General features: G+C 66.7%; 20 protein-coding genes. 10 read left to right on the top strand and 10 right to left on the bottom strand.

Annotated features, from left to right (window positions below; all coding sequences use genetic code 11):
- The first annotated feature begins 23 nt into the window (after nt 1–23).
- On the top strand, nt 24–752 hold the full coding sequence (locus Q8O26_RS09710; RefSeq protein WP_305575309.1) for an amino acid ABC transporter permease: 729 nt from the start codon (nt 24–26) through the stop codon (nt 750–752).
- Nucleotides 752–1,525 (top strand): amino acid ABC transporter ATP-binding protein, encoded by a 774-nt coding sequence (locus tag Q8O26_RS09705; RefSeq protein WP_305575308.1) that lies wholly within the window; start codon nt 752–754, stop codon nt 1,523–1,525. Before Q8O26_RS09710 ends, Q8O26_RS09705 begins: the two co-directional genes overlap by 1 nt.
- Before the next feature lie 72 nt (nt 1,526–1,597).
- Here the strand turns inward: Q8O26_RS09705 and Q8O26_RS09700 are convergent, their stop codons facing one another.
- Nucleotides 1,598–2,161 carry a cupin domain-containing protein gene (locus tag Q8O26_RS09700; protein WP_305575307.1) on the bottom strand — a complete coding sequence of 188 codons (564 nt, stop codon included), beginning with the start codon at nt 2,159–2,161 and terminating at the stop codon, nt 1,598–1,600.
- A gap of 300 nt (nt 2,162–2,461) precedes the next feature.
- Between Q8O26_RS09700 and Q8O26_RS09695 the strand changes: the two genes are divergently transcribed.
- The 8 genes from Q8O26_RS09695 to Q8O26_RS09660 all read left to right on the top strand — a co-directional run bounded on the left by Q8O26_RS09695 (nt 2,462) and on the right by Q8O26_RS09660 (nt 11,922).
- On the top strand, nt 2,462–4,153 hold the full coding sequence (locus tag Q8O26_RS09695; RefSeq protein WP_305575306.1) for a peptide ABC transporter substrate-binding protein: 1,692 nt from the start codon (nt 2,462–2,464) through the stop codon (nt 4,151–4,153).
- A 27-nt stretch (nt 4,154–4,180) separates the two neighbouring features.
- On the top strand, nt 4,181–5,134 hold the full coding sequence (locus Q8O26_RS09690; RefSeq protein WP_305575305.1) for an ABC transporter permease: 954 nt from the start codon (nt 4,181–4,183) through the stop codon (nt 5,132–5,134).
- A gap of 3 nt (nt 5,135–5,137) precedes the next feature.
- A complete protein-coding gene (locus Q8O26_RS09685) occupies nt 5,138–6,016 on the top strand; it encodes an ABC transporter permease (protein WP_305575304.1) in 879 nt (292 codons plus the stop codon).
- A gap of 27 nt (nt 6,017–6,043) precedes the next feature.
- A complete protein-coding gene (locus tag Q8O26_RS09680; RefSeq protein WP_305575303.1) occupies nt 6,044–7,372 on the top strand; it encodes an FAD-binding oxidoreductase in 1,329 nt (442 codons plus the stop codon).
- 23 nt (nt 7,373–7,395) lie between these two features.
- On the top strand, nt 7,396–8,322 hold the full coding sequence (locus tag Q8O26_RS09675; RefSeq protein ID WP_305575302.1) for a glyoxylate/hydroxypyruvate reductase A: 927 nt from the start codon (nt 7,396–7,398) through the stop codon (nt 8,320–8,322).
- 119 nt (nt 8,323–8,441) lie between these two features.
- A complete protein-coding gene (locus tag Q8O26_RS09670) occupies nt 8,442–9,602 on the top strand; it encodes an acyl-CoA dehydrogenase family protein (protein WP_305575301.1) in 1,161 nt (386 codons plus the stop codon).
- Nucleotides 9,599–10,462, top strand: coding sequence for an amidohydrolase family protein (locus Q8O26_RS09665; protein ID WP_305575300.1), 864 nt, complete (start codon nt 9,599–9,601; stop codon nt 10,460–10,462). Before Q8O26_RS09670 ends, Q8O26_RS09665 begins: the two co-directional genes overlap by 4 nt.
- Nucleotides 10,462–11,922 carry a class I adenylate-forming enzyme family protein gene (locus Q8O26_RS09660; RefSeq protein WP_305575299.1) on the top strand — a complete coding sequence of 487 codons (1,461 nt, stop codon included), beginning with the start codon at nt 10,462–10,464 and terminating at the stop codon, nt 11,920–11,922. Before Q8O26_RS09665 ends, Q8O26_RS09660 begins: the two co-directional genes overlap by 1 nt.
- Before the next feature lie 2 nt (nt 11,923–11,924).
- On the opposite strand, the gene Q8O26_RS09655 is transcribed toward Q8O26_RS09660, so the two are convergent.
- The 9 genes from Q8O26_RS09655 to hpaH form a co-directional block, all read right to left on the bottom strand.
- Nucleotides 11,925–12,557: a cysteine hydrolase family protein gene (locus Q8O26_RS09655; protein ID WP_305575298.1), complete on the bottom strand. Its 633-nt coding sequence runs from the start codon at nt 12,555–12,557 to the stop codon at nt 11,925–11,927.
- The gene (locus Q8O26_RS09650) at nt 12,557–13,579 is read right to left on the bottom strand and encodes an ABC transporter substrate-binding protein (RefSeq protein ID WP_305575297.1); all 1,023 of its coding nucleotides are present in this window, start codon (nt 13,577–13,579) and stop codon (nt 12,557–12,559) included. Before Q8O26_RS09650 ends, Q8O26_RS09655 begins: the two co-directional genes overlap by 1 nt.
- Nucleotides 13,580–13,678: 99 nt before the next feature.
- Nucleotides 13,679–14,515: an ABC transporter permease gene (locus Q8O26_RS09645; protein WP_305575296.1), complete on the bottom strand. Its 837-nt coding sequence runs from the start codon at nt 14,513–14,515 to the stop codon at nt 13,679–13,681.
- 1 nt (nt 14,516) lies between these two features.
- Nucleotides 14,517–15,335, bottom strand: coding sequence for an ABC transporter ATP-binding protein (locus Q8O26_RS09640; protein ID WP_305575295.1), 819 nt, complete (start codon nt 15,333–15,335; stop codon nt 14,517–14,519).
- Nucleotides 15,336–15,540: 205 nt separating this feature from the next.
- Nucleotides 15,541–16,515: a tripartite tricarboxylate transporter substrate binding protein gene (locus Q8O26_RS09635; RefSeq protein ID WP_305575294.1), complete on the bottom strand. Its 975-nt coding sequence runs from the start codon at nt 16,513–16,515 to the stop codon at nt 15,541–15,543.
- Between the two features lie 27 nt (nt 16,516–16,542).
- Nucleotides 16,543–17,415 (bottom strand): amidohydrolase, encoded by an 873-nt coding sequence (locus Q8O26_RS09630; RefSeq protein WP_305575293.1) that lies wholly within the window; start codon nt 17,413–17,415, stop codon nt 16,543–16,545.
- 19 nt (nt 17,416–17,434) lie between these two features.
- Nucleotides 17,435–18,070 (bottom strand): flavin reductase family protein, encoded by a 636-nt coding sequence (locus Q8O26_RS09625; RefSeq protein WP_296576844.1) that lies wholly within the window; start codon nt 18,068–18,070, stop codon nt 17,435–17,437.
- Nucleotides 18,067–18,450 carry a RidA family protein gene (locus Q8O26_RS09620; RefSeq protein ID WP_305575292.1) on the bottom strand — a complete coding sequence of 128 codons (384 nt, stop codon included), beginning with the start codon at nt 18,448–18,450 and terminating at the stop codon, nt 18,067–18,069. The genes Q8O26_RS09625 and Q8O26_RS09620 overlap by 4 nt, the downstream gene beginning before the upstream one ends.
- 10 nt (nt 18,451–18,460) lie before the next feature.
- The gene (gene hpaH / locus Q8O26_RS09615; RefSeq protein WP_305575291.1) at nt 18,461–19,264 is read right to left on the bottom strand and encodes a 2-oxo-hept-4-ene-1,7-dioate hydratase; all 804 of its coding nucleotides are present in this window, start codon (nt 19,262–19,264) and stop codon (nt 18,461–18,463) included.
- Between the last annotated feature and the right edge of the window lie 37 nt (nt 19,265–19,301).

Genomic DNA, 19,301 nt, shown 5'->3' with positions numbered 1-19,301 from the left:
TCACGGATCCGGGAGACCTCTACATGATCGCGCTCGGCAGGACGGTCCTCATGGCCGTCCTCGCCATGCTTCTCGGCCTGGTCATTGGCGTTCTCGTCGGCTTCGGACGGCTGTCGAAATTCGCCCCGATCAGAGCCGTCTGCGCCTTCTACGTCTGGCTGATCCGCGGCATTCCCGTGCTGGTTCTGCTTGTCTTATTCTTCTCCGGCCTCGCGGCTGCCGGATTTTTTCGCTTCTCCGACATCACCCTCTTCGGCATCACCATGTCCGCTTCCTTCCAGGCGGCGGTGCTGGGCCTCGCCATTCACGAAGGCGCCTACATGGCCGAAATCGTGCGCAACGGCATCCAGGCGGTTCAGCGCGGCCAGATCGAGGCGGCGAAATCACTCGGCATGGGCACGTTCCAGCTCACCCGGCGCATCATCCTGCCGCAGGCCACGCGGGTCATCGTTCCGCCGCTCGGCAACGACTTCAACCACCTCCTGAAGACGACCTCGCTCGCCAGCGTCATCGGCGTGCAGGAAATCTTCCAGCTCACAGAGAGCATGTCAGCGACCACCTTCAAGACCTTCGAGCTGCTCATCGTCGTCTCGATCACCTACCTGGCGCTCACGACGGTGTGGAATGTCATCCAGGGCCTGATCGAAGCCCGTCTGCGCCGCCATGAGCGCGACGAGCAACCGACGACGCTGTTCGCGAAGATCGGATACTACCTCTGGCCCCGGGGTGATGCCGCCATGGAGCGGCGCTGATGACGGACGTGGATGGGGCCCTGGTGCGCGCCGAGAACGTGCACAAGTGGTTCGGGCAGAACGAGGTCCTGAAAGGCGTCAGCCTGCATGTCGGGCGCGGCGAGGTCCTGTCCATCATCGGCCCGTCCGGCTCGGGGAAAAGCACCTTTCTGCGCTGCATCAACCAGCTCGAGACCTATCAGAAGGGCCGTATCCACGTCGGCGGCGAGCTCATCGGCTTCGAGGACCGGGGCGGCAGGCTCGTGCCGCTGCCCAACCGCCGCATCGTCGCGCAGCGCCGCAACATTGGCATGGTTTTCCAGCAATTCAACCTGTTCTGGCACATGACCGTGCTGGAAAACATCATCGAAGCCCCGATGCTCGTGCTCGGCCAACGCCGGGTCGAGGCCGAGGCGACAGCGATGGCTCTCCTCGAACGCGTCGGCCTTTCTGAAAAGGCCCACGCCTATCCGATGAAGCTCTCCGGCGGGCAGCAGCAGCGCGCGGCCATCGCCCGCGCCCTCGCCATGAAGCCGGACCTGATGCTGTTCGACGAGCCGACCAGCGCCCTCGACCCGGAGACGACCGGCGAGGTCCTGAACGTCATCGCCGACCTCGCCAGGTCCGGCATGACCATGATCGTGGTGACTCACGAAATGGCCTTCGCCCGCCAGGTCTCGGACCGTGTCGTCCTGATGGAAGACGGCAAGGTCGATTGCGAGGCGGATCCGGAGACCTTTTTCCGCGACCAGCCCAGCGCCAGGCTGAAGGCGTTCCTCGCGACGATCCATTAGGTCACGTGCAGCGCAGCTTCTTGCCGGAGAATGACCGCGAGGCGGCCGCGTCTTCGCGGCCGTTGGTCGGCGTCACCCGAGCGTCGTCACCCAGATGACGCGAGCGACCTGTTGCGTCGGGTTGTCGAACATGTGTGGCACGGTCGAGGGGAAACGAAAACTGTCGCCGGGCTCGAGCACATGGGCCTCGTGATCGAGCCAGAGCCTGAGCCGTCCGGCCAGTACATAGCCGGCCTTCTCGCCGCTGTGGCGGACGAAGTCGGTCCCAGACGATCCGCCGGGATTGAGGGTGAGCTCGTAGAACTCGATCTCGCCCTTCTCGGCCGGCGTCAGTGCTTCCTTGACGACGCCACTGGCGGTCAGCCGCAGAAGACGGCGATCGTTCTTGCGCACGATGTAACGGACCGGCGAGACCGGCTCGTGGTCCTCGAAGAAATAGGAGATCGGCACGCCGAGCGCGATGCTGAGCAGACGCAGCGTCCGGACCGAGGGCGTCGCCAGCGCCCGTTCGACCTGGCTGATCATGCCTGTCGACAGGCCTGTCGTCTTCGCCACCTCCTGGATCGACAGCCCGGCGCGCTGTCGCATCATGCGGATGGTCTCGCCGAGGCGCTGGTCGCTATCGTCCTCGGCCACGGTGGCACTCGCCCCTGCTGCTCCGGCCCGACCCGTGCTGCCTCGACCGCTCATGCGACGTCCTTCCCGGGGGTGGCCCCTGACTGGTCTCGTCTTTGCCATCCGGACGGCCTCGGGAGATCATCTCCGTAAACAGACGAGCAAAGCGCAGGGTGCCATTGACAGCCCTGTTTAGCAGTGTTGAAGTTTGTTCTCGATAATTCAAGACCACTGAACGCTGCGGACGCTGATCCGCCGGGCGCCGGTTCTTTTCCGGCGAACGGCGCCGCCATGCCGCGGGCAACGGAAGGGGGCTGGACGATGGCCGACGACACGAAGCATGGCACGAGCGGTCTGTGGACCAACGGTATGCAGCCGAGCCGGCGCACCCTGATGGTCCTCGGAGCCGGCGCGGCGGCGGGCCTCGCCACATCCGGGCAGCTTCTCGCGCAGGGTGCCCGACCCGGGACGCCTCCGGACCGTCCCCGCGGTCAGATCGTCGCGGCCCTGTCGCAGGAACCGACGGTCTTCAACCCGCTCATGCCGGGCATCGAGGTCGACCAGGCGGTGTGGTGGCAGCTCTTTTCGACGCTCTGGTACATCGACCCGGACGGCAACTTCGTGCCAGATCTCGCCCGCGAGGTGCCCACCGTCGCCAATGGCGGCCTGTCGGCCGATGGACTGACCTGGAAGATCAAGCTGCGGACCGGGGTGAAGTGGCACGACGGCACGGCCTTCACCGCCGAGGACGTCAAATATTCGCTGGAGCTCATCAACAACCCCAATTTCCGCGTCCGCAACCGCGTCGGCCACAGCCTCGTCAAGGACATCACGGTCGTCGGTCCGGACGAGATCCACTGGCGCATGGACGCGCCCTATTCGCCCTATCTGTCGATCCTGTCGCTGACGTTTCTCGTGCCCAAGCACATCCTGGAAAAGGCGCCGGACCTGAACGCCTCGCCGATGAACAACGCGCCCATCGGCACCGGCCCTTTCCGCTGGGGCTCGCGCACGCCCGGCGACAACATCCTGCTCACCGCCAACACCGCCTATCACGGCAAGGGCCCCTATGTTGAGCGGCTGATCTTCAAGTACATTTCCGACCTGACCGTGCTCTACACCCAGTTCCGCACCGGCCAAGTGGACTATACCGGTATCCAGGGAATCCTGCCCAATTTCGTCGCCGAGGCGCGGACGCTGCGCGACCGCACGGTCGTCGTCTCCTCCACGTCCTCCGTAGAGCACATCGCGCCGAACCTCGAATTCGGCGCTCTCGCGGACAAGACCGTGCGTGAGGCGCTCTACATGGCGGTCAACAAGAAGGCGATCATCGATGCCCTGAACTACGGGCTGCCTTCGCCGACCGAGACCTTCGTGCCGCAGCAGGGCTGGTCGTTCCAGCAGGGTCTGCCCGCCCATGTCTATGACCCGGCCAAGGCCAACGCGCTTCTCGATGCCGCCGGCTGGGTACGCGGTTCCGACGGCATTCGCGCCAAGGGTGGCGTGCGCATCGAGTTCACAAACTCGACCACCTCTGGCAACGCCGTCCGCGAGCAGACACAGCAGCTCCTGATCCAGGACTGGCGGGGGATTGGAGCCGCCATGCGGATCCAGAACATGCCGCCGGCAGTCATGTGGGGCGAGTTCTGGCAGCAGTCGAAATTCAACTCCGCCCTGGTCTCGGTCAACTTCATGCTCGGGGCCGATCCTGACGTCACGCCGCGCTTCGGCTCCGGCGCCATTCCGGCCAAGGGCGGCCGCGGCTTCAACACCTACCAGTACCAGAACCCCGAGGCTGACCGGCTGCTCGCCCTCGGCGCGACGCAGTTCGACCTCGCCGCGCGCAAGGCGAGCTACGGGCAGTTGCAGAAGATCATCCGCGCCGATCTGGCGATCCTGCCGCTCTACCAGGGGGTGATCTCGGAGGGCCTCAAGGCCAATCTCCGCGGCTTCCGTCCGAACGCCAACACCTCCACCAATTGCTGGAACATCCGCGAATGGTACTGGGCCTGATCCCGTCGCCGGGCCGGATCGGCTGACATGGCGCGCTATCTCGTCAACCGCCTGGGCCAGGCGGTTCTGCTGCTCTTCATCGTCTCGATGCTGGGGTTTGCGATCCTGCACCTCGCCCCCGGCGGGCCGCTGTCGCAATTCGCCCTGTCGTCGCAGATGACGCAGGAGGATCTCGACCGCATCACAAGCCAGCTCGGACTCGACCGGCCGCTGCCCGTCCAATATGCGGACTGGCTGTGGCGGATGCTGCGCGGCGACTGGGGCGTCTCCTACCGGGACGGCGAGCCGGTCCTGAAGATCATCGGCGCGCATGTCGGCGCGACGGTGGAACTGATGGCCACCGCCACCGTCATCGCCGTCATTCTCGGCTGCTGGATCGGGGTCCTCGGCGCGATCCGCCGCTACTCGATCTTCGACCAGCTCGCCACCGTCGGCGCCATGGTGGCCCTGTCGATCCCGACCTTCTGGTTCGGCCTGATCGCCATCTACCTGTTCTCGGTGACGCTCGGCTGGCTGCCCTCCGGCAACCGCCAAACGGTCGGCGCCGAGGGCTCACTGCTCGACATGCTGCATCACCTGATCGCGCCGGCCCTGGTTCTGGCGCTGGTGGAAACCGCCATGTGGGGCCGGTTCATGCGGTCCTCCATGCTTGACGTCATCAACCAGGACTATATCCGCACCGCCCGCGCCAAGGGCCTGCCCGAATGGCGCATCCTGTCCCAGCACGCCCTGCGCAACGCCCTCCTGCCGATGATCACCGTGGCGGGCCTGCAGTTCCCCACCCTGCTCGGCGGCGCACTGGTCACCGAGACGGTCTTTACCTGGCCGGGGATGGGACGGCTCTTCCTCGATTCCATCGGCTATCGCGATTATCCGGTCGTGATGGGCATCCTCATGTTCTCCGCCACCATGGTGCTGCTCGGCTCGCTCATCGCCGACATGCTCTATGCGGTGGTCGATCCGCGCATCCGGGTGGGCTGAGCCATGACCGCCATATACGCCGCCGACACCGTCCACCTCTCGCCGGCCCAGGCCGCCTGGCAGCGCTTTCGCCGCCACCGGCTCGCCATGGCCGGCGGCATCATCATCGCGCTGCTGATGTTCGGATCCTTCGTCGGGCCGTTCCTGCTGCCCTTCGACGACAAGTTCATCAACATCATGCAGCGCTTTTCGCCGCCGCTGACGGGCGCGCATGTGCTCGGCACCGACGAACTCGGCCGCGACGTGCTGGCGCGGCTGATGATGGGCGGCCGCGTCTCGCTGACCATCGGCATCGTCGCCATGGTGATCGCCATGGCGGTCGGCATCGTCATCGGCACCTTTGCCGGCTTCTACGGCGGGATTTTAGGTGCCGCCCTGATGCGCTTCGTCGATGCGGTCCTCTGTTTTCCGGCGATATTCCTGCTGCTGGCGCTGGCGGCACTGATCGAACCGGGGCTCATCGCCACAACCATCCTGATCTCGGTCACAGCCTGGATGAGTGTCGCCCGCATCGTCGAGGCCCAGGTCCGCGCGCTGCGCGAACGCGACTTCACCGCGGCGGCCATCGCCTTCGGCTCCTCCAACATGCGCATCATGTTCAAGGAACTGGTGCCCAACGCCATGGCGGCCATCGTCGTGGCGGCAACCCTCAACGTGGCCAAGGCGATCCTGCTGGAATCCTATGTCAGCTATCTCGGCTACGGCATACAGCCGCCGGCCGCGAGCTGGGGCAACATGCTCAACAATGCCCAGATCTACATGACCAGTGCCCCCTGGCTCGCCATCGCCCCGGGCATCGCCATCACGCTCGCCGTGACCAGCTTCAACTTCCTCGGCGATGGCTTGCGCGACGCGCTCGATCCGCGCCTCGACATCCACTGACCGACCGATTGCCAGGAGCCTCGTGCCATGTCACCGCCGCTTGACCGTATCCAGGGTGACGAGCGCCTGCCCGAGAGCGCTGACGTCGTCGTCATCGGCGGCGGGGTCATCGGCGTCTCGGCCGCCTATCACCTGGCGAAGAAGGGCCATTCTGTCGCCCTCGTCGAGAAGGGCCATGTCGGCTGCGAGCAGTCGAGCCGCAACTGGGGCTGGTGCCGCCAGCAGGGCCGCGCCCGTGCCGAGATCCCGCTGGCGCGCGAGGCCCTGCGCCTGTGGGAGGAGATGCAGGCCGATGCCGGACAGGATGCCGGGTTCCGCCGCACCGGCGTGCTCTTCCTGACCAAGAACCCGGCCGAGCTCGCCGCCTGGGAGAAATGGGCCGAGATCGCCCGCGACATGCAGGTCCATTCCACGGTGCTGACCCCTGCCGAGGTGCAGGAGCGCCTGCCGGGCAACGCCGACACCTGGGTCGGTGGCCTGCATACGCCCAGCGACGGTCGCGCCGAGCCCTCGATGGCCGTACCGGCGCTCGCCGCCGCAGCCCGCAAGCACGGCGTCACCATCCATCAGGGCTGTGCCGCCCGAGGTCTCGAGCTGGCCGGTGGCCGGGTCGGCGGCGTCGTCACCGAGAAGGGCACGATCCGCACCTCCTCGGTGCTGCTCGCCGGCGGCGCCTGGTCCTCGCTCTTCTGCCGCCGCCACGGCATCGACCTCCCCGTCGGCCTCGTCAACGCCACAGCCTGCCGGACGACGCCAGGCCCCGACATCACCACCGGTGCCCTCGGCACGGATTTCTTCTGCATCCGCAAGCGCCTCGACGGCGGCTTCACGCTCGCCCTGCGCGGCCGCGGCACGGTGGATTTCACACCCGACCTGATCCGCTATGCCCGCACTTTCCTGCCGACCTACCGGCAACGCCGCAAGGGCCTGAAGATCGCCCTCGGCAAGCCCTTCCTCGACCAGCTCCTGCGCGGCACCAATTGGCCGCTGGACCGCCCCTCGCCCTTCGAGGCCGAGCGCGTCCGTGATCCCGCACCCGACATGACCTTGGTGGAAGAGGCGCTCGCCGCCCTGATCACCTCAAACCCCGACCTCAAGGGCATCGCGATCGCCGAGGCGTGGGGCGGCACGATCGACACGACACCGGACACGATCCCGGTCATCTCCGCCGTCGACACCCTTCCCGGCTTTTTCCTGGCGACGGGCTTCTCCGGCCACGGCTTCGGCATCGGCCCGGGTGCCGGCAAGCTCGCCGCCGACATCGTGACCGGGGACGCCCCGCTGATCGATCCGGCCGCCTATGCCTACGAGCGCCTGATCGACGGCCGCCCGCTCGCTCCGGTCGGCCTGTTCTAAGCTCGCCCTGACCTGAGGCCAAAATGACCTTTCTCTACAAGGCCAATCCCGTACGCGGTGCCGAATGGGGGCGCCATTTCGCAGCCATCGCCCCTGATACGCCCTTCCATCTGTGGCCAGACATTCCCGACCCGACCGCCGTGCGCTACCTCGCCACCTGGGTGCCGCCGGACGACATCGCCGGGACCTTTCCGAACCTCGAACTCGTCTTTTCGGTCGGCGCCGGCGTCGACCAGTTCGACTTCACGAAAGTGCCCAACCATGTGCCGTTGGTGCGCATGCTCGAGCCCAATATCGCCGAGAGCATGGTCGAATATGTCTCGCTGGCGGTGCTGGCGCTGCACCGCGACCTGCCGCGTTTCCTGAGCCAGCAGCGCCGCGGTATCTGGCAGGAAATCCAGATCACCACCGCTGCCCACCGGCGCATCGGCGTGATGGGCCTCGGACAGCTGGGACAGGCGGTGCTCGGCCGGCTCCAGGCCTTCGGCTTTCCGCTCGCCGGCTGGAACCGCTCGGCGCGCGCCATAGACGGCGTCGACTGCTATGCCGGCGCCGACAGCCTGCCGGCCTTCCTCGCCCGCACCGACATCCTCGTCTGCCTGCTGCCGCTGACCGACGAGACCCGCGGCATTCTCGACGCGCGCCTGTTCTCTGCCCTCCCCGCGGGCGCCATGCTCGTCAATGTCGGTCGCGGCGGCCATCTCGTCCAGGACGACCTGCTCGCGGCCCTCGCCGACGGCCGGCTCTCCGCAGCCATGCTGGACGTGGCCGAGCCCGAGCCGCTGCCATCAGGTCATCCCTTCTGGCAGCACGAGAAGATCATCCTCACCCCTCATGTTGCCAGCATGACACATCCGGAAACGGCCGTGCGCTTCGTGCTCGACACGATCGCCCGCCACCGGCGCGGCGAAGCCTTGCCTGGCCTCGTCGACCGGACGCGTGGCTACTAGGGCCGTCCAACGGCATGAAGGCTCGCGCCGCCGGCGGAGCCGCCACGCCAAATGATCGCTTGTTTCATCTTGTCATATGAGGAAGGCTTGCCCCGACAGCGACGTGGGACAGCCGGCGAATGGATGCATTGCTGACGGAGGAACAGCGCGGCATCGTCGACAGCGTCGATCGCTTTGCCGCGCGCCATCTCCCGCCCGAGGAGGTGCGCCGCCGTGACGCTGCCCATGTGCCGCCCTACGACCTTGTGCCGCTCATGGGCCAAGCCGGCTTCTTCGGGCTGGCCGTGCCGACGGATCATGGCGGCCTCGGGCTCGGCTGGACCGAAGTGGCGCTGGTGCAGCAGCGGCTCGGGCGTCACGGCTACATGGCGGCCTCGATCTTCAACCGTGTCGTCGGCTTTGGCGTCATGTCGGTCCTCACCTATGGCTCACCGGCGCAGAAGCGTGCGCTGCTGCCTGGCCTCCTCGCCGGCGAGTTCTTTATGGCGCTGGCCCTGACCGAACCCGGCGCGGGCAGCGATGCCGGCGCGATCAGGACGCGGGCCCGCAAGAACGACTCGGGCTATGTGATCTCGGGCAGCAAGATCTGGATCAGCGATGCCGCGGGCGCGCGTTTCCTGCTGACCGCCGCGCGCACCGGGCCCGATGGTTGCGGCGCCGCAGGCATCACCCTGTTTCTGGTGCCGAGCGACGCGCCGGGCGTTTCACTGACGCCGCTGGCCAAGGTCGGCAACAATTGCATGCCGAGCTTTGAAATCGGCCTGAGCGAGGTGCAGGTCGGCGCGGACGCGGTCATCGGCACCCCCGACGACGGCTTTCGCCATCTCATGTCGACGCTGCACTTTTCCCGCGCCAGCATGGCGGCGACCGTCACAGGCGCTGCGCAGGCGGCACTCGACGGGGTCATGGCCCATGCCAGGGAACGGGAGCAGTTCGGCCGCCCGATCGCCTCCTTCCAGGTGATCGCGCACCGCCTCGCCGACCTGCAGATGCGGATCGACCTGTCGCGGCTGATGGTCGGGCACCTCGCGACCCTCATCGCGCGCGGCCTTCCCTGTCGGCGCGAGGCAGCCCAGGCCAAGATCATCGCCACCGAGACACTGCGCGACGTCGCCGATCAGGGCATGCAGATCATGGCGAGCGCCGGCTATGCGGCAGGCAGCGACATCCAGCGGTTCTGGCGGGACTCCAGGCTCTACACCTTCGGTGAGGGCACCAACGAAATCCTGCGCGACGGGATCGCCCGCGAACTCGGGTTCATGGGAAAGGGACGAACATGAGCGGCATCAAGGCCATCGACACCGTGGTCAACATCTGGACCCCGGAGGCCCTCGCCGGCCGGCCCGACCGCACCGGCTTCTATACCGAGAAGATGCGGGTAAAGGCCGAGACCTTCGCCGGCGTCACCCACAAGGAGATGCTGGAGCGCATGGACCGCGCCGGCATCGAGAAGAGCTTCCTCATCGCCGCCAAGGTCGGCCAGATCGGCCATCCCGCCTGCTATCACGTGCCATACAAGCTGGTTGCCGATGCGGTGCAGGCCCATCCCGATCGTTTCCTCGGCCTCGCCGGTCTCGACCCGACCGAGGGCATGACCGGCGTCCGGGAGCTCGAACACGCCGTGCGCGAATATGGTTTCATCGGCGCGCATTTCTACCCGCACTGGTTCGAGCTCGCCCCTGACCATGCCAAATGGTACCCGTTCTACGCCAAATGCGTGGAGCTCGACGTGCCGATCCAGCTCCAGGTCGGCCAGTCGATGGTCTACGACCCGCGCTATCCGCGCCGCAGCGTCGGGCGGCCGATCTGCCTCGATGCCGTCGCCTGCGACTTTCCCGAACTGAAGATCGTCGGCATCCACGTCGGCATTCCCTGGACCGACGAGATGATCGCCATGGCCTGGAAACACGCCAACGTCTATATCGGCTCTGACGCCCACAGCCCGAAGTACTGGCCGCCGTCCTTCGTCCATTTCATCAAGAGCTTCGGCAAGACGAAGGTGCTTTTCGGCACCGACTTCCCCGTCCTCGACTTCGAGCGCACCATGGTCGAGATCGACGCGCTCGGCTTCTCCGACGAGGTCCGCGCCCTCTTCCTGCGCGACAATGCCATCAGGCTCTACAAGCTCGACCAGCGATGATGAACCTCGCGGACGCCCTCGACATCCATGCCCGGGCGCGGCCGGACCATCCCGCGCTGATCGAGAACGGCATGGTCATAGGCTATGGGGAACTGACGACGCGGGTCCGCCGCCTCGCGGCCTGGATCACGGCACGGGTGCCTGACGAGACTGCCGTCGTCGGCCTATGCCTCGCCGACACGGCACGGCACGTGATCGCGCTCTACGCGCTCGCGCGCGCGGGACGCATCATCCTGCCCATGGACCTGCGCTGGAGCGAGGCCGAGCGCGCCAATGTCGCGGGCCATTTCGGCGCCAGCCTGGTGCTGACCGAGCCTGGCCAACCCGCCGTTGACGGCATCGAGACCATCGCCTGGGATGCGACGCTGGATGCAGCCATCGCCGCCGCCGATCCCGACATCGCCTTCCCGCAGGACGGCGAAACCCCCTTCGTGCTCTCGCTCTCCTCAGGCACGACCGGCCGGCCGAAAGGCCCGCTGATCGCCCATCGTCACTTCTTCCGCCGCTTCATGACCCATTGGATCAATCTCGGCCTGAACGGGCGGGACCGGTTCGTCATGGCGACGCCGCTCTATTTCGGCGGCGGGCGCACCTTCGCCATGTCCGTCCTCTTCTCCGGCGGCACGGTGATCATGAAACCGCCGCCCTGCAGCCCCGAAGACCTCATCGCGACGGTTGCGGCGGCGGATGCCACCAGCCTTTTCCTCGTCCCGACGCAGTTCCGCCGGCTGCTGGAACTGCCGGACGCGACCCTTGCCCCGCTCAAGCGGCTGAACCTGCTGTTCTCCTCAGGCGCCCCGCTCTCGGCAGACGAACGCCGCGCGATCCGGGCCCGCATCTGCGACCGCTTCTTCGAGTATTACGCCTCGACCGAGGGCGGTGGCATCACCCTTCTCGGCCCCGCGGACATCGACGGCCATGGCGACAGCGTCGGCCGGCCGGTCTTCGCCGTCGAGGTCGAAGTGGTTGACGACGATGACACCCCCCTGCCCTCCGCCATGGTCGGCCGCCTGCGTTACCGCGGCCCAGGTGTGGCGACCGCCTACCACCGCGACCCCGAGGCCTCCGTGGAGGCCTTCCGGCACGGCTGGTTCTATCCCGGCGATCTCGCCGAGATCGACGCTGCCGGCTTCGTCAGCCTCAAGGGGCGCGCCAAGGACATGATCATCCGCGGCGGCATCAACATCTATCCCGCCGATGTCGAAGCCACGCTCACCGCCCACCCGGCCGTCGCCGAGGCCGCCGTGGTTGGGTGGCCATCACGGGAATTCGGCGAGGAGATCGCCGCCTTCGTGCGGCTGTCCGGCCCCGCCGACGAAGCGAGCCTCATCGCCTTCGCCGCGGCGCGCCTGGCGCGGGCGAAATGGCCGCGGGCGGTGTTTATCGTCAACGATCTGCCGAAGAACAGCGCAGGCAAGGTTCTCAAGCGTGACCTGGTGGCGCGGCTGGCACCGCTCTGAGGTCAGGCGGCGATGGGAAATTCCGCCGTACCCTCGGCCATGGCCTCAGCCATCGCATCAAGGCCGACCACGCGGCCGAAGCCGAAGGCGATGGCCGACAGCGCGGCGTCATGGCGCGCCTGGTCGAAATCGGCGACGGCCTCGCGCACGACGAAGGTGCGCATGTCCCGCTGCGCCGCGTCCCGGGCCGTCGTCTCGACACACATGGAGGTCGTCACACCGCCGAGAACCAGGCTGCGGATGCCGTTGGCGGCGAAGATCACATCGAGATCCGTGCCGAAGAAGGCCGAATAGCGCGGCTTGTCGACGATGATGTCGGAAGGATGAACCTCGGCGCCGCTGTAGAGCTCGACATCGGCCGTGCCGCGCTTCAACGCACCGAGCTGCCCGAGGCGCGGACGGATCTCGGTGACGAGCAGCCCCGCATCGGCATAGTCAGCGCGCAGGACGTGACGCGTCCAGATCACCCTCATCCCGGCGGCACGCGCGGCGCGGGCGAGCGCCACGCAACGGTCGGCGGCTTGGCGGCTCGCCGATACGTCGCGCCCCTGGATAGCGACGAAGCCCTCCGCGTCGACGAAACCGCGCTGCAGGTCGATGAGGACGAGTGCGGCTTCGCTCCGGTCGAAGCGCATCAGGCCAGCGCCTTCTCGACGAACTCGTTGGTGTAGAGCCCGTCGGCCTTGCCGGCCGGTGTGAAGCCGGCGGCCGCCATCAGGTCATAGCCCTTTTGCCAGCGGTCCGGCACGTGCTTGAGGATGTTCTGCCGGCCTGCAGTGAGCCAGAACTGCATCTCGTTGCGCAGGATGTCCGGCGCCACCGCGCGGTTGCGCATTTCGGCGATCTCGAAGCCCTCGATCCGCTTCAGCGTCGTCGACAGGTCGGTATCGGCCAGCATGTCGTCGATGGACTTCTTCACCGCCCGCAGGAAACGGACCACGAGATCGCCGTCGCGCTGCACGCTCTCACGCTTGGCGATGTAGCACTGGCCGGGAATGGGCGCGAACTCGTCGGTGTTCCAGGAGAGGAAACGCTCGTTCGCCGCCTTCAGCGCCACCGGCACCCCTGCGCTGACGATGTAGCCGTCGATGCGCCCTTGGGCGATCAGGGCCATGCCGGCCGGGGTGTTCGGCGCCTGTACCCGCGACACCGAGGCCTTGTCGACGCCCTGGGCCACCAGCATGCAGTCGAGCACGATCTCGGTCGCGCCGCCGACCGACAACACGCCGATCGTCTTGCCGGCCATGTCCTTCGGTGTCCGGATCGGTTTGTCGGGTGAGGAAATGACGAAGAAGGGCGAGCCCTGGCTGATCGTTCCCACCGAGATCAGCGCATCGCCACCGGGACGGCTGGAGGCGCGAATGTGGTCGGAGACGCCGGTCCGCGACAGCAATCCGCCGCCGCCGAGCACCTGCTGCACGGCCATGGCGGACCCACGCCCCTGCTGGATCGTCACATCGAGGCCCTCCCGCTGGAAATAACCTCCGCCCTGGGCGTGGAGGATGTCGACGAAGGCGAGGATGTAGGAGAAGGGCGTGATGAAGGTCATGGCCCTCGCGCCCTGGGCGCCAGCCGGGCGTACCGTGATGGCGACGAGGCCGGCGGCACCGGCGGACAGCGCCGCGCGGCGGGAGATGGAACCGTCGAGGATGGGCATGGGGCTCTCCGTCGTCCTGTGGTCAGCGAATGTCGAGACTAGGGGCATTCGAGCGCGCCGCAATCGGCTTGCCCATAAGACAGTTGCGGGCCGGCCGCGTCACGCCCCGCCGGTCGCATGCCAGGGGATCAGCAGGCGCTTGAGGAGGCCGATCGAGAAGTAGAAGGCGAAGCCAATCAGCGACATCTGGATGAGCACGGCGAACATCTGGCTGGTCTCGAAGCCGTTCATGCTCTGGATGAGCAGATGTCCGAGTCCCTGGTTGCCGCCGAGATATTCCCCGACCACCGCGCCGATGATGGCGAGGACGATGCCGACTTCGAAGCCGGTCAGGATATAGGGCAAGGCCGAGGGGAGCTCGAGCCGGCGAAAGATCTGCCAGCGGCTGGCATTGAGCGCGGTCATGACGTCGCGGTGGCCCTCGTCGATGGATTTCACGCCGAGCACCGTATTGGTGAGGATCGGGAAGAAGGCGAGCACCCCGGCGACGATGACCTTGGAGGTGATGCCGAAGCCGAACCAGACGACGAAGAGCGGCACCAGCGCGACTTTCGGGATCACCTGGGTCGCGACGATGAAGGGATTGAGTGTCAGTTCGAGCCAGCGGATCCGGGCGATCAGCACCCCGAGCACCACACCGATGAGCGCCGCCCAGAAAAAGCCGACCAGCGTCGCATAAACGGTCATGCCCGCATGGAACCAGGCGCGTCGGCTCTGGATAAGGTCGATCCAGTCGGACAGGACCGCGCCCGGCCCCGGCAGGATGAAGGGCGAAATGCCGGAAACCCGCACATAGCTGTGCCAGATCGCCACGAGAACGGCGAGCAGCAGCGGTGTTGTGATCCACGGAATGGTGGCTTCGCGGCCCGCCAGCCACGAGCGGCGCTGCGGAGCCGGCCGACCCGTAAATGCCGCGTCGCTCGGGGCCTCGGCCATGTCAGGAAATCTCCGTCAGGCGCTGGCGCAGCCCGAGCACGATAGACTGGAATTCGGCCGTCGCCTGGAGTTCGAGCGTGCGCGGCCGCGCGAAAGGCACGGTGATGATCTGATCGATCCTGCCCGGCCGCGGCGAGAGCAGCACGATTCGATCGGCGAGGAAGACGGCTTCGGCGATCGAGTGAGTGACGAGGACGATGGATTTCTCGGTGGTCAGGAACAGCCGCTGCAGTTCCAGGTTCATAGCGTCGCGCGTCATCGCGTCGAGAGCCCCGAAGGGTTCGTCCATGAGCAGAATCTTGGGATCGTAGGACAGGGCCCGGGCGATGGCCGCCCGCTGACGCATGCCGCCGGAAAGCTCCCTGGGCCATCGCTTCTCGAAGCCGGAAATGCCGACGAGCTTCATGAGATCGTGAGCCTTCGTCCGCCGCGCCGTGGCGGACATGCCCTTCAGCTCGAGCGGCAGCGAGATGTTGTCCTCGATCGACAGCCAGGGAAACAGGTTGGCGTCCTGGAACACCATGCCGAGATCGGCGAGCGCATCGGACTGCCGCTCACCCCTCGCCCACAGGCTGCGCCCGACGATGGAGAGGTGTCCCGATGTCGGCGCGATCAGGCCACCGATCATACGCAGCAGCGTCGTCTTGCCGCAGCCAGAGGGGCCGAGCAGCACGAGAAGTTCACCGGCGCCCACGTCGAGATCGGTTGCCGACAAAGCATGGACAGGACGGTCGCGCGTTCCGTACCACTTTTCGATGGCACGGAGCGCGATGACCGGAGGAGCAGCGACGCGATCAGACAGCATGAAACAAAGAACCATGGGCGACTGTCCGCCACAACCGGCAAATCGGTACGGCTGGCTCGCGGGCTGCCCGTGGATGATAAGCTCTTCAGGCCTGGAGACGGCGGCGACCCTCGGCCGCACGCCGCCCCTGACATGTGTCCATGGCCCGCCGGAGGCATCCACCTCCGGCAGGCCTTTCGGGAAGGCGGCCTGCCCCGGAATGCCAGGGGGCAGACAACGCTCAGTTGGACCTGATCTCGAGGCGCTTGATGACCGGCAGCCAGGTCGTGTCTTCCTTCTCCAGGTACTGCTGGAAATCAGCCCGGCTCATGGGGGCGGCTAAGGTCCCGATGGCACGCAGGCGAGCCTGGACGCCGGGTTCCCCGAGCGCCTTGACGGCCGCCGCGTGAAGCCGCGCCACGATCGCCTCGGGTGTCCGGGCGGGAAGCATCAGCCCGGTGAATGTCTGTCCGTCGAACTCGGCATATCCGAGCTCGGTGAAGGTCGGAACATTCGGAAGGTCGGGCGAGCGCTGCGCCCCGGTGATCGCCAGGGCTCGGGTCCGGCCATCCTTGAGGAACGGCAGAGCCACCGACAACTGGTCGAGGTTGAAGTCCATATGCCCGGCAATGACGTCGTTCGTTGCCGGTGCGTTGCCGCGATACTGGACCGTGGTCCAGTTGATGCTCAGCTTCGCCTGCATGACCTCGCTGATGAGGTGATTGGTCGTCCCAGGCCCGGGCGATGCCATCTTCAGCGGTGCCTGAGGGGTCCGCGCCAGGGCGAGGAACTTGTCGAACGTGTCGGCTGCCAGATTGGCGCGGACCTGCAGGACGAGCGGGGTCAGCGTCACCGTCGTGACAGGAATGAAGTCGCGGCGCCATTCATAGGCGCGCCGCGCGGACATTTCGGGGGCGAAGAGAATGGGGCCGTTGGCGCCGATCAGGATCGTGTAGCCGTCGGGTTCGGCTTTGGCGACGGCTTCGGCGCCGATCAGGCCACCGGCGCCCGCCCGGTTCTCGATGATGAAGGGCTGGCCGAGGTCCTGCTGCAGCCGCTCGGCAAGGATGCGCGCGGCGACGTCGACATTGCCGCCGGGCGGATAGGGAACGACAAGGCGTACCGTGCGTGCCGGCCATTCCTGGGCTGCCACCGCAGCCGGCTGAACGAGAGCCAATACCGCGGCCATGAGACTGACGATCATCAAAGGTTTCATGTGTTCCTCCCGATTATTGCTTGGGGTTTATGCGTCGAACCCGAAGAAGCGCGCCGGATTGGCAACGAGAACGGCATGGCGCTTGTCATCGTCCGGAAGCGCCCGGGCGAGGAAATCCAGCAGATCGCCCTCGTTCGGCGGTTGTTTCGTCGAAACGGGGTGCGGCCAGTCGCTCCCCCAGACGACACGGTCGGGGGCAGCCTCGATCAGGCGGTGCACGATCGGCACCACATCGTCCCAGGGCGGGCCGGCACGCGAGACCTTCTCGGTGAGCGACAGCATCACCCAGACATTGCCGTGCTTTAGCAGTTCCAGGACCTTCCGGAGGCTGGGATCGTCGTCGCCGGCCTGCGGATCGGGACGGCCCATATGGTCGAGCAGCACCGGGATATCCAGGCGCTCGAAGGGCGCGATGTTCTTGGCGATGCCGTCCACTTCGGGCTGCACCTTGACGTACCAGCCGAGTGCGCGGATGCGGTCGAGTGTCCGCTCGAAGCCTGCGCCCTCGAAGGAAATTCCCAGCCCCGCGCGCGTGAACCGCGCGCCGCGAACGCCCGCGTCATGGAGCTGCTGCAGATAGCGGTCGTCCTTCTCGGCGAAGACGGCGGCATTGGCGCAGCCGCGATAGTTCGGACCGGCCATGGCGAGACCATCGAGCGTAACCGCATGGTCGGCGCCATAGGTCGTCGGCTGAACGATGACGCCGCGCGCGATCCCCAGCGTCGCATGAAGCTTCAACGCCGTTTCGATCGTGGCCGACGGCATCTCGTAGACGGCGCCGGGCCGCACGGGATAGCGGTCGGCAGGGCCGAGGACATGGAACTGGCTGTCGCAGGACAGCGGCGGCAGGGCCGTTTTCGGCGCGCGGGGCGCCGGATCGAAGGGCAGATAGACGGTCATGGCTCTGTGCCCCCGGTGGTCATGATTTCGACGTCTGCTGGATCGCCCTCTGGGTGATGATCTCGCCCAGGCGCGCATAGTTCGGACCGGCGATCCGGCCGATCGGATCGAGGCTCCGTGTATCGACCTTCCCGTCCTTGAGGAGATCGGGTCGCAGACGGAACACCAGGACCTCGCCGACCAAAAGCCGGCTGCGCGTCTCGCCGAACTCGATGCAGTGACGGAGGCGGCATTCCATCGCCACCGGCGCGATCTTCAGCCGCGGCACCTTGACGTGCAGGCTCGGGACGGTCTCCAGCCCCAGGAGATCCGCCTCGCTGACATCGGGCGGATGCTCTTCGGCGCTGTCATGCAGCGGGCCGACGAGCGAACTATCGGCGATATGGACCACGAATTCCTCGGTGCGGAGGATGTTCGTCGCCGTGTCCTTGTAGGTGTCGCCCTTGCGCCCGACGCTGATCGCCAGCATCGGCGGCTTGGGCGAGACGAAGGTGAAGTGGCTGAACGGCGCGAGATTGACCGACTGCGTTGCCGACAGGGTCGTGACCCAGGCGATCGGCCGCGGCACGACGAGCCCGGTCAGCAGCCTGTAGCTCTGTTCCGCCCCCAGATCAGCCGCCGCGATGTCGGTCGTGGTCGCACCCGGATCCGTCATGCCATCACCGCCACGAAGTCGCACTGGACGAGCTTGCCGCCGTCGAGGTCGCCCGCCATCGCCTGCCGCGCCGGGCGGGTGGCCTCGTCGGGGAACATTGCGAGCCACTCACGGTTGACCGGCTCGCGCTGGCTGCGATCGGCGAGCCAGACAGTGACCTTGATGATGTCGTCGGTGCTGCCGCCGGCCGCCGCCATGATCGCCCTGATATGCTGGAACATCAGCCGGCATTGCTGGTCGAGGCCCTCCGCCGGTTTTCCGGTCGCCGGGTCGAGGCCGTAGACGATGCCGGACATCAGCAGATCGCCGACCCGGCAAGCCGCCGGGATCGGGTTCTTGTGACCGAAGCCTTCGACATAATAGCTGGTTCTGCGCGCCATGGAGTTCGCCTCAGCTGAAATGACAGGAGACTGTGCCGAACGGGCCGTAATCGGCCTGGATCGTGTCCCCCTTCGTGCAGTCGATCGGCCGGATGAAGGAACCCGACAGGATGACCTGGCCCGCTTCGAGGGCGACGTCATGGGCGGCAAGCTTGTTGGCGAGCCAGACGATGCCGTTGGCCGGATTGTTGATGACACCGGCCGCAACACCGGTCTCCTCGATCCGCCCGTTGCGCGCGCAGATCACTGAGACCCAGCGCAGATCCGCCGCGTCGGGCCGGAACGGCCGACCGCCGATGACGATCCCGCAGTTCGCCGCATTATCGGCGATCGTATCCACGACCTTGCGCGTCGTCTTCGTCGCCGGATCGACGCGCTGGATCCGCGCATCGAGGATCTCGAGCGCGGGCACGACATAGTCCGTAGCATTGAGCACGTCGAAGATGGTGCAGTCCGGCCCGGCGATCGGGCTCTTCAGCACGAAGGCGAGTTCGGCCTCGACCCGGAGCTGGACGAAGCGATCGGTGGGAATGGTCCCCCCGTCGTCGAAGAACATGTCGTCGAGAAGGACACCGTAGTCCGGCTCGTCGATATTGACCGCGAGTTGCATGGCGCGCGACGTCAGACCGATCTTGCGGCCCTTGATCCTGCGGCCACCGGCGACCTTCAGCGCCACCCAGGCGCTCTGCACCCGATAGGCGTCGTCGATGGTCATGCCCGGATATTGCAGGCTCAGCTGGCCGATCTGGCGCCCGGTGCGCTCGGCCTCCTCCAGCCTCGCGGCTGCATCCTCGATCTGGGCTGTCGTCAGCATGATGGTCTCGCTCGGGAACAGAGGGTCAAGGGCTGGC

This window comes from Phreatobacter sp. (assembly GCF_030691135.1).
In the GTDB taxonomy this organism is placed as follows: domain Bacteria; phylum Pseudomonadota; class Alphaproteobacteria; order Rhizobiales; family Phreatobacteraceae; genus Phreatobacter.
This window is presented reverse-complemented; position numbering and strand designations above follow the sequence as displayed.